The organism is Corallococcus sp. Z5C101001 (assembly GCF_007352635.1).
Lineage (GTDB): Bacteria > Myxococcota > Myxococcia > Myxococcales > Myxococcaceae > Corallococcus > Corallococcus silvisoli.
Genome location: NZ_VKLU01000016.1, coordinates 146,102 through 158,099, shown reverse-complemented (window position 1 = coordinate 158,099; position 11,998 = coordinate 146,102). Strand labels below are relative to the sequence as shown.

15 protein-coding genes are annotated in these 11,998 nt (G+C 72.1%); 4 read left to right on the top strand and 11 right to left on the bottom strand.

The annotated features are described in order from the left end of the window. Positions 1 to 62: 62 nt before the first annotated feature. Together FOF48_RS31310 and FOF48_RS37630 are read right to left on the bottom strand one after the other, a co-directional pair. Positions 63 to 587 (bottom strand): cell wall protein, encoded by a 525-nt coding sequence (locus FOF48_RS31310; protein WP_143907690.1) that lies wholly within the window; start codon positions 585 to 587, stop codon positions 63 to 65. Positions 588 to 767: 180 nt separating this feature from the next. Then, on the bottom strand, positions 768 to 1,265 hold the full coding sequence (locus FOF48_RS37630; protein ID WP_268903983.1) for a hemerythrin domain-containing protein: 498 nt from the start codon (positions 1,263 to 1,265) through the stop codon (positions 768 to 770). A gap of 184 nt (positions 1,266 to 1,449) precedes the next feature. On the opposite strand from FOF48_RS37630, the gene FOF48_RS31300 reads away from it, so the two are divergent. The 3 genes from FOF48_RS31300 to FOF48_RS31290 are packed head-to-tail and all read left to right on the top strand — an operon-like array spanning position 1,450 to position 4,019. Beyond that, positions 1,450 to 2,172, top strand: a complete 723-nt coding sequence (locus FOF48_RS31300; protein ID WP_143907687.1) for a lysophospholipid acyltransferase family protein — start codon at positions 1,450 to 1,452, stop codon at positions 2,170 to 2,172. After that, the gene (locus FOF48_RS31295) at positions 2,165 to 3,043 is read left to right on the top strand and encodes an alpha/beta fold hydrolase (RefSeq protein WP_143907685.1); all 879 of its coding nucleotides are present in this window, start codon (positions 2,165 to 2,167) and stop codon (positions 3,041 to 3,043) included. The genes FOF48_RS31300 and FOF48_RS31295 overlap by 8 nt, the downstream gene beginning before the upstream one ends. Positions 3,044 to 3,080: 37 nt before the next feature. Next, positions 3,081 to 4,019, top strand: coding sequence for a proline dehydrogenase family protein (locus tag FOF48_RS31290; protein ID WP_143907683.1), 939 nt, complete (start codon positions 3,081 to 3,083; stop codon positions 4,017 to 4,019). A 35-nt stretch (positions 4,020 to 4,054) separates the two neighbouring features. On the opposite strand, the gene FOF48_RS31285 is transcribed toward FOF48_RS31290, so the two are convergent. The 8 genes from FOF48_RS31285 to FOF48_RS31250 form a co-directional block, all read right to left on the bottom strand. Then, the gene (locus FOF48_RS31285; protein ID WP_143907681.1) at positions 4,055 to 4,420 is read right to left on the bottom strand and encodes a monovalent cation/H(+) antiporter subunit G; all 366 of its coding nucleotides are present in this window, start codon (positions 4,418 to 4,420) and stop codon (positions 4,055 to 4,057) included. Beyond that, positions 4,417 to 4,704, bottom strand: a complete 288-nt coding sequence (locus FOF48_RS31280) for a monovalent cation/H+ antiporter complex subunit F (RefSeq protein WP_143907679.1) — start codon at positions 4,702 to 4,704, stop codon at positions 4,417 to 4,419. The genes FOF48_RS31285 and FOF48_RS31280 overlap by 4 nt, the downstream gene beginning before the upstream one ends. A 12-nt stretch (positions 4,705 to 4,716) precedes the next feature. Then, positions 4,717 to 5,214, bottom strand: a complete 498-nt coding sequence (locus FOF48_RS31275) for a Na+/H+ antiporter subunit E (RefSeq protein ID WP_143907677.1) — start codon at positions 5,212 to 5,214, stop codon at positions 4,717 to 4,719. Between the two features lie 79 nt (positions 5,215 to 5,293). Then, positions 5,294 to 6,661, bottom strand: a complete 1,368-nt coding sequence (locus FOF48_RS31270) for a complex I subunit 5 family protein (RefSeq protein ID WP_143907828.1) — start codon at positions 6,659 to 6,661, stop codon at positions 5,294 to 5,296. Beyond that, the gene (locus tag FOF48_RS31265) at positions 6,661 to 7,026 is read right to left on the bottom strand and encodes a sodium:proton antiporter (protein WP_143907675.1); all 366 of its coding nucleotides are present in this window, start codon (positions 7,024 to 7,026) and stop codon (positions 6,661 to 6,663) included. Before FOF48_RS31265 ends, FOF48_RS31270 begins: the two co-directional genes overlap by 1 nt. Beyond that, positions 7,023 to 7,466, bottom strand: coding sequence for an MnhB domain-containing protein (locus FOF48_RS31260; RefSeq protein WP_143907672.1), 444 nt, complete (start codon positions 7,464 to 7,466; stop codon positions 7,023 to 7,025). The genes FOF48_RS31265 and FOF48_RS31260 overlap by 4 nt, the downstream gene beginning before the upstream one ends. A 7-nt stretch (positions 7,467 to 7,473) precedes the next feature. After that, positions 7,474 to 9,753 (bottom strand): hydrogen gas-evolving membrane-bound hydrogenase subunit E, encoded by a 2,280-nt coding sequence (gene mbhE, locus FOF48_RS31255; protein WP_143907670.1) that lies wholly within the window; start codon positions 9,751 to 9,753, stop codon positions 7,474 to 7,476. 145 nt (positions 9,754 to 9,898) lie between these two features. Next, positions 9,899 to 10,780 (bottom strand): AAA family ATPase, encoded by an 882-nt coding sequence (locus FOF48_RS31250; protein WP_143907668.1) that lies wholly within the window; start codon positions 10,778 to 10,780, stop codon positions 9,899 to 9,901. 247 nt (positions 10,781 to 11,027) lie between these two features. On the opposite strand from FOF48_RS31250, the gene FOF48_RS31245 reads away from it, so the two are divergent. Then, entirely contained in the window at positions 11,028 to 11,582 is a 555-nt protein-coding gene (locus FOF48_RS31245; RefSeq protein ID WP_143907666.1) for a hypothetical protein, read from the top strand. A gap of 3 nt (positions 11,583 to 11,585) precedes the next feature. On the opposite strand, the gene FOF48_RS31240 is transcribed toward FOF48_RS31245, so the two are convergent. After that, complete coding sequence (locus FOF48_RS31240) at positions 11,586 to 11,987, bottom strand: cytochrome C oxidase subunit IV family protein (protein WP_143907814.1); 402 nt, start codon at positions 11,985 to 11,987, stop codon at positions 11,586 to 11,588. Between the last annotated feature and the right edge of the window lie 11 nt (positions 11,988 to 11,998).

Below are 11,998 nucleotides of genomic sequence, written 5' to 3'. Positions count from 1 at the left end.
CCACGCACCTCCGTTCGGAAGACGTGGTCCACCTTCTGCCCGGGCCGGGGCAAACGTACTGCTTAACCGTTCTTCTGAGCGGCTTCCGCCAGCGCCTTGGAAGCGGCGCGACCCCGCGGCAGCTTGATGTCCTCGACGCTGTTGGGGTTGGCGTAATCCGCCCACTCCGCGGGACGGCGGTTGGTCTTCTCCAGCATGCGCAGCTTCTGGTAGTGCGCGGCGCAGTAGCCCTTGGTGCGGCTGGGCTTGCCGCAGCCCTTGATGGCGCACTCGCGGGCGCCGCCCTCCGCCACCGCCGGCTTGCGGCCCCGGCGCTTGCCACCCACCGCCGCCACCGGCGCGCTCACGGCCGGACGCCCCGCGGGACGGCCCACGGGACGACGCCCCGCCTTGCTCGCCGCCGGCGCGCTCGCGCCGAAGAGGGGGCCCACCACCTGGGCCAGGGGAGCCAGCCGCTCGGCCACGCTGCGCAGCGCGTCCAGGTCCGCCGTCCCCGACTCCAGACGAGACACCACGTCGCGCAGGGGCTTGAGTTGAACTTCAATCTCGTTGCGAATCATCTCGCGGAACGCCTTGTCAACTGACATTTCGACCAATCCTCGGTTTAAGGGGGGAGCATTGCCTTGGCGTGAACCGGCACGCCGGACTACCAATACCTTCCAGAAAGGCGATTGTCGAAGGAAGCGATAAAAAGTTGTGACGCCACTGCGTATCAGCAGGCGTGAAAGGCCCGGGAAATGGGGCTCGGAGCGCTTTCAAACGCCCTTTCACACGTCCCAATGCAGGGGTTCCAACAACGCCCCACGACTGGAAGCGGGGGTGCGCTGCGAGCGCTCCAGCAGCTCCTCGTACGTCAGGGCGAGGTCATGTCCCAGTTCCTCCAGCTCGTCGGCGTCGAGCGAAGTCACCAGTCGGGGCAGCAACAGATGTTCCGTACCCTGCACATGCGCGACCACCTGGTCCTCCAATGCACAGAGCCGCGCCTGCCACTCGATTCCGCGAGGCGTCAGCTCCTGCAATTCCTCCAGCAACTCACGCAGCGTGAGGTGGTCCTCCGCCTCCTCGCGGGCGCGGGAGCGGCCCTCGACGCGCGCCAGCAGTGGGTAGATGTGACGTTCCTCCAGGCGACAATGCAGGCGCAGGAGGTCCGAGAGGGCCGCCTGTCGCCACTCCAGCTCCCCCGCGTCCGTCTCCGTGTCCAGCCGCTCCAGGAGCGCCTCCAGCTCGCGGTGTTGCTCCAGGAGGATGTCGAATGGCCCCACCATGCCTCCAAGCATCGGCACGGCCCTGGAGGCAGACAACCGCACGGGGTGGGTGGTCGTGAAAGGCAGGCTGCTGGCGGGCACGCCCGGGCGGACGGGCGCCCGGTGACGGCGGCGGCGGAGCCCCCGTCCGGCAGGCTGGCGCCACGGTGCCGGGCCGCGAGGGCGGCTGCATCTTGGCTCCACCGTGGAAAATCCACTCACCCGCCTCCGGCAGGCCGTGTTCCATGTCGCGGAAGGCGGCGCCGCCCTGTCCGCGCGCTATCACCGGGCCCGTCTGGTGGGTGTTGAACACCTGCGCTGCCAGGGCCCCCTGCTGCTCGTGGGCAACCACGGTGTCTGGGGATACGAGACCCCGGCGTTCTTCCACCTGCTCCACCGGGCCACGGGGCGCTATCCGCTGGGGTTGGCGGAGCGGGGGTTCTTCAAGATTCCCCTCGTACGCACGGTGCTGCCCTGGCTGGGCGGGGTGGAGGGCACGCCGGAGAATGCGTTGCGTTCGCTGGCGGACGGGCAGCTTGTCGTCTGCTATCCCGGGGGCGCGCGGGAGACCTTCAAACGCAGTCAGGGCCGCTACCGCCTGAGATGGGAGCGCACGCTGGGCTTCGCCCGGCTGGCCATGCGGGCCGGGGTGCCGGTGGTGCCCTTCGCGGGCTTCGGGGTGGATGACACCTTCTTCTGGCCACCGGACGAGGAGCGGTGGTGCCTGCGGTTGGCCGCCGAGGCCAAATACCGCATGCCCCTGGTGATGGGATTGGGGCCCCTGCCGCTGCCAGTACAACTCACCTTCGCCGTGGGTGAACCCCATCCGCCGCCACCGTCGGGGGCGCCGGAGTCGAGGGTGAGGGCCTTCCGCGACAGCGTGGCCGCCAGCGTCCGCCGCCTGCTCTTGAGGGCCAGCCATGTCTGATGCCTCCGCCACTCCCCCGGGCCGCGACCGCGCGCCCCCGCTGGTTCCGGCCGTGGAAGACATCCAGCGCGGCTATGAGCGGCTGGAGCGCGAGGAGCGCCGCGTGCGGGGCACTCCGGTGCGTCTGTTCACCTTTCCCGGGGGCAACAGGGATGTCTCACGCACGGTGGTCTGTCTTCCGGGGCTGGGCGCCAGTGGCCGGTCCTTCGCGCCCATGGAGCCGCTGGCGGAGGCGTGGCGGCTGCTGTTGTGGACGCCGCCGCTCAAGACACCCGCGACCCACACGCCGTTGCAGTGGAACCTGTCCGTGTTGAACCACCCGGAGGCCCAGCTCCCGGAGCGCTTCGCGCTGATGGGTTCGTCCTATGGCAGCCTGGTGGCCATCGGCTATGCGCTGGAGCACCCGGAGCGGGTGAAGGCGCTGGTGCTGGTGTCGCCGGTGGCCAGCGTGCGCCGGTGGCGGCGGCTGGCGTTGACGCTGTCCACGCTGGTGCGGGCCCCTCGGCCGCTGGCGTATGTGTTCGCGCCCACGGTGGCCCGGGTGATGGGCGGCCGTTCGCTGCCGCCGGAGGCCCGGGCGGAGATCGTGCGCGAGGCCCGGCGTCTGTCGTCGCTGGAGCTGCTGCGACGGCTGCGCGACATCCTGGGCGCGGACTTCCTGCACCGGCTGGGGGAGCTGCGGGTGCCCACGCTCATCATCGAGGGCGGACGCGACCTGCTGGTGCCCCCTTCGGCCGCGCGCGACGTGGCGGCGCACGTGCCGGGCGCCCGGCTGGAGTTCCTGGAGACGGCCAGTCACCTGCCGTACATGAGCCATCCCGAAGCGTTCAATGCCCGTGTGTCGGACTTCCTCGCGCGGCACCTCGACTGAGCAGGCGTTATCTCCAGGGGTGGGGGAGCCCACTCGCATGACCACCGCCGCCGACCACCTGTCCCGCTCCGCGCTGCTGTTCCTGTCGCGCCAGTCCCAGCTCAAGGACATGGCCACGCGGTTCAAACCCTTTCGCCAGCTGGCTTCGCGCTTCATCGCGGGGGAGACGCTGGAGGAGGCGGTGGACGCGGTGCGGGCCCTCACGGCGCGCGGGTTGATGGCCAGCTTCGACCACCTCAACGAAGCGGTGCGCACGCCCCAGGAGACACGCGACGAAGTGCGTCAGTATCAGCGGCTGCTCGCGCGCATCGACCAGGTGGGCGTGAAGGCCAACGTGTCATTGAAACTGACGCAGTGCGGGTTGTTGTTCGACCGGGGCCTGGCGCTCCAGAACGCGCGGGCGGTGGTGGCGGACGCGGCGGCGCGCGACTCCTTCGTGCGCGTGGACATGGAGGAGAGCGCGGTGACGCAGGCGACCCTGGACATCGTGCGGGACCTGCGCGCGGAGTTCGGCGAGCCGCACGTGGGCGCCGTGCTCCAGAGCTACCTCCGGCGCACGGAGGCGGACGCGAAGGCCCTGTGCGCGGAACGCGTCCGCATCCGGCTGTGCAAGGGGGCCTACCTGGAGGGTCCGGACGTGGCCTTCCCGGACAAGAAGGACGTGGATGCGAGCTTCGTGCGCTGCATGCGCATCCTGTTGGACAGCGGCGTGTATCACGGCATCGCCACGCATGATGAGCGGATGATTGACGCCACGCGGGAGCACGCCGCGCGCAACCGCCTGCCCAAGGACGCGTTTGAATTCCAGATGCTGTATGGCATCCGGCGCGACCTCCAGGAGCGGTTGGTGAAGGAGGGCCACCCGGTGCGTGTCTATGTCCCGTATGGGAAGCACTGGTACCCGTATTTCATGCGACGGCTGGCGGAGCGCCCGGCCAACCTGGGGTTCGTCCTGCGCCACCTGACGAAGGGGTGAGGCGAGCGCGCCCCCTCTTCATGGGGCCGCCCGTGTCACCGGCCGGGCGGCTCCGGTGGCGCGTCCTTCCTTCCGTGTCCGTGGGACCCGCGCGAGCGCGCCTTCTCGTGGGCGACCTCGGGGCGTCCCTCCGCCAGCCAGGCGATGGCGTGGGCGGAGCTGGGGATGGTGAGCATCAGGAACGCGGAGACGAGCAACCCGCGCAGCATCAACTGCACGTCCCCCGTCGCGAGCGTGGCGCCGATGATGACCAGCACCGAGCCGAAGGGCACCGCGCCCGCCGCGTGCACCCGCGTGAGCACCGAGGGCAGGCGGTACATCCCGATGATGGCGCCGGTGATGAAGAGCAGGCCCAGCGCCACCAGCCCATCCGCCACCCATTGCTGGAGCACGGTCATCATCGGGAGTCCTCCTCGTCGTGGAAGGCGCGGCCGTGGTGCAGGTAGCGCGCTCCCGCCACCGTCTGCACGTAGGAGAGCAGCGCCAGCACCAGGGCCGCGTCCAGATAGCCGGCCTCGCCGCGCGTGGCGCCATACAGGGCCAGCGCCGCGCCGATGACCAGGCCCAGGGTGTCCACCGACATGAGCACGTCCGCGGCGGAGCGCTGGCGTGACGCGAGGAGCACCAGCGTGCCCAGCAGGCCCACCAACCAGAGGATGGCCAGGGTGAAGAAGGTCTCGTGCACCGGGTCCTCCCGCTACGGAAACACCGCGCGCTGATAGTGCTGGTAGAAGTGCTCCTGCTGCTGGCGGAGCTGGTCCGGGTTCGAGGCGTCCAGCGCGTGCATGCGCATCACGCGCCGCTCCCAGTCCAGCTCCAGCAGCACCGTGCCCGGGGCCAGGGACATGATCCACGAGGACACCTGCACGCCGCGCGCGGTGCGCTCGCCCATGGGGACCTCCACCACGCCCGCGTGGTCCGCGCGGCAGTGGCGCCCGAAGATGATGCCCAGCACCTGGAGGCAGCTCTTCACCACCAACACCGTCAGGGCCCAGGCGAAGCGCGGCAGGTGGCGCGTGCGCCGCCAGGCTTCGCGACCGCCCACCACGGGAGGCAGGCCCGCCAGCGGGAACAGCCGCACCACGCCCGTGGCCAGCACCGCGCCCAGCGCGAGGTCCACCGGATGGAAGCTCCCCACCATCAGCGCATACAGCAGCGCCAGGGCCAGCACCTGCGCGACGATCCGGTGGTTCATGGCGGCGCCCCCTCGCGCACACTGGCTTCGGGGCCTGCTCGCGGCGCCCGCTCCCGCGCTGGACCCACCCCACGGTGACTCATGGCAGCGCCCCCAGTCCCGCGATGGCGTCGCGCCCCGCTCGCAGCAGCGGCTCCGGCCACAGGCCCACGGCGATGAGCGCCAGGGCCAGGGCGTACACCACCGCGCCCGTGCCCCGGTGCAGGGCCGCGCCCTCGCGCAACCAGGCCTCGCGCTGATAGGCGCGGAAGAGGGCCAGCAGGGACAGGATGCTCGCCAGCACCACCAGCCCCGCGAGCAGCGCGTGCCCCCGCTCCAGCGCCGCGCGCAACAGCCACGCCTTGGACCAGAAGCCCGCGGTGGGCGGCACGCCGGCCGTGCTGAAGGCCGCGACCGAATAGGCCTTCCTCGCGCGCTCACCGCCCCGGTCCTGCGCCAGGAACAGCGCCGTCTTGTCCACCGACCCCGCCAGCGCCAGCGCCACCGCCGCGGCCAGCCCCTCGCGCCCCCCCAACCCCAGCGCCGCGATGATGAGCCCCGCCTGCGTGATGGACGCGTACGCCAGCACCTCGCGCGTGTCCCGCCGGGAGAGCGCCAGCAGGGAGCCGTAGAGGATGCTCGTCGCGCCCAGGATCTCCAGCAGCGGCCGGGCCTGCGCCAGCGCCCGCGGCATCACGTCCGCGCCGAAGCGCAGCAGGCCATAGCTGCCAATGTTCGCCAGCGCCCCCGCCAGCAGCGCCGCCACCGTGGGGCCCGCGTCCCGGTACACGGCGGGCGCCCAGAAGTGGAACGGGAAGAACCCCAGCTTCACCCCGAACGCGCACAAGAGCAGCGTGCCTGGCACCACCATCCCGAACGGCGCCCCCGCCTGCCCCGACGCGATGATGGACTGCATGTCCAGCGTGCCGGTGGTCAGGTACAGCATCACCACCGCCGTGAGGAACAGCGTGGACCCCATCAGGTTCACCACCACGAAGGTGAACGCGGCGCGCAGGTTCCGGGGCTTCTCGCCATACGACGCCAGCGCGAACGCGGCCGTCATCGCCAGCTCGAAGAAGACGTAGAAGTTGAACGCGTCCGAGGTGAAGAACACGCCCGTCAAGCCCGCGCCCAGGAACAGCACCAACGCCGGAAAGCTGCGCGACGTGATGCCCCCCGCCACGTGCTCGTAGACGAGCGTGCCCAGCAGCACCGCCGTGGACACCAGCGCGAAGACGAGGGACAGCGGATCCGCGCGCAGGCGGATGCCCACGCCCACCGGCCAGTCGCCGGTGACGAACTCCGGCGGGTGCGCGCTCCACGCCTGCGGCAACAGCCACGCCGTGCACACCAGCGTCCCCGCCAGGCCCGCGATGGCCAGCCACGCCACCCACGCGCGGCGCCCGTCCAGGAACGCCAGCACGACGGCCATCACCCATGGCAAGAGCAGCGGCCCCCAGAGCGGCATCACGGCCCTCCCTTCTCGGCGGTGTGCACGCGCTTCAGCTCCGCCTCCGCCAGCCGGTCCGTGCGCAGCGACCCGTGCGCGCGCTGCGTGCGGTGCACCAGCGTGAGCAGCAGCGCGGACACCGCGAAGCCGATGACGATGGCCGTCAGCGCCAGCGACTGGAGCACCGGATCCGTCACCGGCCACCCCTCCTGCACGCCCAGCGCCTCGCCGCGCTCCGGGAAGGCGCCCGCGAGGATGAGCAGGACGCTGGAGTTGGTGATGAGCACCGTGCCGCACGCCACGCGCACCAGCTCGCGCTCCAGCACCATCCGCACACCGCAGGCGAACAGCAGGCCCACCACCAGGGACGCGATGAGGATCATGGCCCGGTCTCCTCTCCCCTTCCGGTGCTCAGGGCGAAGCGGTCGATGACCGTGACGACCAACCCGAAGACGATGAGCATCAGCCCTCCCTCGAACACGAGCGCGGTGTGCAGGTGGAGCCCGCCCATCCCCACCTCGGGCTCCCCCGGCCGGGGGAAGAGGGTCATGGGCGTGTACCCCGCGAGCACCGGCAGGAACGCGGTGCCCACCACGAGCAGCAGGCCCACGCCCGCGAGCGGCGCCGCGTACCGCACCGCCGCGTAGCGCCGGGCCTGCTCGCGGCCCGTCACCACGTACTGCAACAACACCGCGAGCCCCGCCAACGCCCCGGCCGGGAAGCCGCCGCCCACCGACGCGCCTCCCTTCAGCCAGAAGGCCAGGGCGATCATCAACGACGGCCACAGCAACAGGCGCGACAAGGGCGGGACGAAGGAACGCATGGCTTCTTCAGCGCCTCCCCTTCAGGCTCAACAGGCTGGTGACGCCCAGCAGCGCCGCCAGCACGACGCTCATCTCCCCCACCGTGTCCAGGCCTCGGAAGTCGGTGAGCACGGCCGCGACGACGTTGGGGGAGTGCGCGGCCTCCGCCAGCTGCACCGTGCGCGCGCCCACCCGCTCGGCCTGGAGGTGGGACAGGGCGCTCCAGCAGAGGAGGAAGGCGCTCGCGCCCGCGACCCCGGAGGCGATGCGGTCGCGGCCCCTCGGGTTCTGTGACTCCTGCTGCGCGCGCTTCAGCCGGCCGACCGGGAGCAGGGCCAGCAGGCCCGCGAAGAGCAACGTGAAGGTGGTCTCCACCAGCACGGAGGTGAGCGCCACGTCGGGCGCGGCGGCGAAGGCGAACACCATGGCCAGGCTGAAGCCCACGCAGGAGAGGAGCAGCACCAGCACCAGGTGGTCCTTCGCGCGCAGCGTGGCCAGCGCGGCGGCGGACGCGAAGGCCAGCGCCATCACCAGCGTCAGGTCCGCCCACCCCACCGAGCCCACGATGAAGCGGCCCCGCAGCGGCGTCACCGCCAGCACCGCGATGCCCAGCAGGCCCGTGGGCACCAGCACGGACGCCACCCGGTCGCGCAGGTCGCGCACCTCCTTCTCGTGCAGCCAGGTCGACAGCGTGTCCAGTTGGTGCAGCAGCACGCGGTAGCCCCGCGCGGGCCCCACCCGGGACGTGCCCTCCAGCACGCGGGAGAGCGCGGGGGTCCACGCGCGGCGCGTGGCGAACAGCGTCGCGCCCAGGGCCCAGGCCCCCACGGCGAGCAGGTTCTCCGCCCGCGCATCCAGGTGGTACGCGAGCGCCAGCGTGGACGGCGTGCCGCGCATCGTGGCCGCCGCGGCGCGGGCCGGTGCGACGAGGAGCCCCGGGAGCACGCCGCCCGCGAGGATGAGCGCGGCGAGCACGACGACGGGCGCGACGAGCAGCCGGGGCGCGGAGGGCACGTCCTGGCGCGGTCCGCCGAAGAGGCCCCACCACAGGCGCAGCGTGTACGCGAGCGTCAGGCCCGCGCCCACGAGCCCCGCCGCCATGAACGCGGGGCCCCGCTCCACCAGCGCGTGGAAGAACACCTCGTCCTTGAAGAAGCCCACCGTGAGGGGCAGCGCGGCGAGCCCCGCCGCCGCGACGGCGCTGGCGCCCGCGAGCACGGGGAGCGAGTGGCGCAGGCCGCCGACCTCCGACAGCTTCTTGCGGCCCGTCACCTGCGTCACCGCGCCCGCGGTGAGGAACAGGGCCGCCTTGCAGGGCGCGTGGGCGGCGACGTAGAGCGGCGCGCCTTCCGACCCCAGCGCCACCAGCACCAGCGCGTAGCCGTACTGCGCGATGGTGGAGTACGCGAGCACGCGCTTGAACGGATCCGCCACCAGGGCCATCAGGCTGCCCATGCCCAGGGACAGGAAGCCCACGGCGAGCAGCCCGTCGCGCACGGCCGTGGCGGGGGCGAACAACGGGAAGAGGCGCTGGAGGAGGAAGACGCCCGCGGCCACCATCGCGGCCGAGTGCAGGTACGACGACACGGGCGTGGGCGCGGCCATGGCGCGCGGCAGCCAGAAGTGGAACGGCACCTGCGCGCTCTTGCCCAGCGCGCCCACGGCCAGACACACCAGCGCGCCGGTGGACGCGGGGCTGCTCGCGGCGCGCTCGATGACGAGCGGCAGGGAGAAGGTGCCGTACTGGAGGCCCAGCGCCATGGCGCCCGCGAAGAAGACGACGGAGGTGGCGCCGGTGAGCACCAGCGACAGGAGCGCGGCGGCGCGCGACTCGGGGTCGTCGCGGTCGAAGCCGATGAGCAGGTACGAGACGATGGTGGTGAGGTCCAGCGCCACGAACAAGAGCAGCAGGTCATCCACGGTGACGAGCAGCACCATGGCGGCCATGAAGGCGAGCAGCAGGAACTGGAAGCGCACCTCGTCGCGCGCGGGCCGGCCCTCTTCCTCCAGGTGGTGCGGCATGTACGCGCGCGAGTACAGGACGACGAGCGCGCCCACGCCGAGCGCCATCGCGGCGTAGAGGTTGGACAGGCCGTCGCGCGTGAACTCCAGCGACAGGCCCCAGGTGGGCGCCCAGGGGAGCACGAGGCGCGCGGGCCCCTGCCTCCCCTCCCAGACGAGCGCCCCCAGCGCGACGAGCGCCCCCGCCGCGCCAACCCAGGCCGCGGCCGCGGTGCGCCACCGGCCCGCGGCATACGCGAGCGGCGCGCACGCCAGGGCGAGGAGGATGGGCAGGAGCAGGGGCATGGGTGGGCGCGCGGACCCACGTTAGGAGTGGTCCACCGATGCAGCCGCACAACCGTCATCCCTCCACGCGGAGCGTCACCTCGCGGTCAGTCGTGGCGTGGATGTCGTGCGCTGGTGGACAGCCCGGCCCCTTCCGGCCCCGGTGCTACAGCGCGTCCAGCAACTCCCGGCACTCGCGCCGCCAGTGGAGCGAGGCCGCTGGCACCGGCCGCACCCGCACGGAGCCGTCCGCGGGCTCCCGGGACAACAGCCGCACCTCTTCCGGACGCAGGTGCTCCAGCAGGTCCGGCGAGTGCGTGGCCAACACCACCTGCACCGGCTGGCCTCCCGTGGACTCGCCCCGCGTCATCGCCCGCAGCAGCTCCAGCACCTCGCGCACCAGTCCCGGATGCAGGGCGCGCTCCGGCTCGTCCAGCGTGAGCAGCTCCGGCAACGGCCGCTGGTAGGGCAACACCAGGAACGCCAGCAGCCACAGCACCCCGTCCGACACATGGCTGGGCCCGAACCACACGTCCGGACTCCAGCGGTCGCGGAAGCGCAGACGGAACGAGCGGTCCTCCAGGTCGCGCGCCACGTCCACCTCCGACAGGGACGGCACGCGCTTCGCCAGCTCCTCCGAGATGGCCTCGCGCGTGGACATGGGCAGCGCCGCGAAGACGCTCGCGAGGTTGCCGCCCTTGCGCTCCAACCACGTCGCCTTCGCGGAGGAGCTCCCCTCGCGCAGCGCCTCCATGCTCAGCGACAGCTGCTGCGTGGAGTGGCCCTGGCCAGGCAGCGTGTCCATGACGCTGAAGGGATACTCCACGCGCGTGCGGTCCCCGTGCACGTACGTCCACTCGATGGAGAGCGGACGCGACTCATCCCGTCGCCAGAAGTCCGCCGACTCATAGGCGAGCTGGTGCTGGAGCCCCTCCAGCACCGCGGTCTTCCCCGACGCCGTGGGCCCCACCAGGACGGTCAACGGCTCCAACGAGAGCCGCACCCGCAACAGGCACCGGAAGTGCTCGAAGTCGACAGAGGCGATCACACCTTGAAGCCTAGCGGCCTCCCCCCAGGGGCCGTCCATTGGCTCGGCCCGGACCCACGCCGTGACACAGGGAGTCCTCCACACCCTCCCTCCAGGCGGCCGGGCCCTCCCCGGGCGCCCGCCCCTGGGCGGAGGGCCCGCCTCCCCTCGGGGGCTGGCGGGTCCCGCCCGAGCGGGGCCATCCCTACCCTTGAAACAAGGGAATCAGCGCGGAAGAAACACGCTGAGACAGGAACAGGAGCGCCTGATGCGAACGCGCGGACGACGGAGGACCCGGGCCGTGGACCTCGCGGTGGCGCCGTGGAACCTCGTGCGGGACGCCGTCCTCCCAGGCGCCATGGCCGGAACACTGGGCGCCTGCGCGATGGCGCTCCTCGCCTGCGCGTTCACCGGCGTGTTGCACGGCGAGCCCTCGCGGCCAGCGCTGAGCGTGGCGGGGCTCTTCCTCCGCGACGGCACGGCCCGGGGCGCGGGGGCGGTGCTGCTCGGGGTGTTGGTCCACTTCGCGGTGGCGGGCGGACTGGCCACGGGCTTCTCGCTCCTGCTGCCACGCCGAGGCACCGCCGTGGCGGCCCTCTTCCTGGGGCTGCTCTACGGCCTGGCCGTGTGGGCCGTGATGGCGCACCTGGTGATTCCCTTCGGCTCGCCCCCGCTCTCGCGCGAGGACCCCTCCGCGCTGCTCTTCCTGCTGCACCTGGCCTTCGGGGCCTCGCTCGGGACCGTGCCTGCCTTCCGGCGCGTCCTCACCCGCGCGGACCGCCTGCGCCACCACGTCCTGGCCCTGAGGACCGCCCCGCGCTGAGGCTCACGGCGACCGGGGACCCGCGGGCTCCGGCGGCCATGCGCCCCTCGGGTCCTCCATCCTCCCGGGCAGGGGCTCCACCGCGAACGGGCCCGGCGGAATCGTGGGCCGGAAGCGCGTGCGCGTCTCCAGCAGGCACACCGTCAGCAGCACCGCCACGAACACCACCGCCGTGAGCAACACCAGCCCGTTGCTCGCGCGCTGCTCTCGCAGGTGCATGTAGAACAGGGCGATGAGCAGCCCCTTCACCCCCGCGATGAACAGCGCCACCGGCAGCGACCACGCGCCGTGAGGCAGCCGGTGCAGCAGGTACGTCAGCGTCGTCAACGCGAGCAACACCGCGCCCACGCCCAGCACCGCGGGCACCCCCAGCTGACGCCCCGGCTTCTCCACCGCGTCCTCCATCACGGGCCCGC

Bases quoted from the DNA above. Each gene is read 5' to 3' on its own strand.
- FOF48_RS31310 (WP_143907690.1), bottom strand. From the start codon at position 587: ATGTCAGTTGACAAGGCGTTCCGCGAGATGATTCGCAACGAGATTGAA.
- mbhE (WP_143907670.1), bottom strand. From the start codon at position 9,753: ATGCCCCTGCTCCTGCCCATCCTCCTCGCCCTGGCGTGCGCGCCGCTC.
- FOF48_RS37630 (WP_268903983.1), bottom strand. From the start codon at position 1,265: ATGGTGGGGCCATTCGACATCCTCCTGGAGCAACACCGCGAGCTGGAG.
- FOF48_RS31270 (WP_143907828.1), bottom strand. From the start codon at position 6,661: ATGCCGCTCTGGGGGCCGCTGCTCTTGCCATGGGTGATGGCCGTCGTG.
- FOF48_RS31260 (WP_143907672.1), bottom strand. From the start codon at position 7,466: ATGCGTTCCTTCGTCCCGCCCTTGTCGCGCCTGTTGCTGTGGCCGTCG.
- FOF48_RS31240 (WP_143907814.1), bottom strand. From the start codon at position 11,987: ATGGAGGACGCGGTGGAGAAGCCGGGGCGTCAGCTGGGGGTGCCCGCG.
- FOF48_RS31245 (WP_143907666.1), top strand. From the start codon at position 11,028: ATGCGAACGCGCGGACGACGGAGGACCCGGGCCGTGGACCTCGCGGTG.
- FOF48_RS31275 (WP_143907677.1), bottom strand. From the start codon at position 5,214: ATGAACCACCGGATCGTCGCGCAGGTGCTGGCCCTGGCGCTGCTGTAT.
- FOF48_RS31290 (WP_143907683.1), top strand. From the start codon at position 3,081: ATGACCACCGCCGCCGACCACCTGTCCCGCTCCGCGCTGCTGTTCCTG.
- FOF48_RS31285 (WP_143907681.1), bottom strand. From the start codon at position 4,420: ATGATGACCGTGCTCCAGCAATGGGTGGCGGATGGGCTGGTGGCGCTG.
- FOF48_RS31265 (WP_143907675.1), bottom strand. From the start codon at position 7,026: ATGATCCTCATCGCGTCCCTGGTGGTGGGCCTGCTGTTCGCCTGCGGT.
- FOF48_RS31295 (WP_143907685.1), top strand. From the start codon at position 2,165: ATGTCTGATGCCTCCGCCACTCCCCCGGGCCGCGACCGCGCGCCCCCG.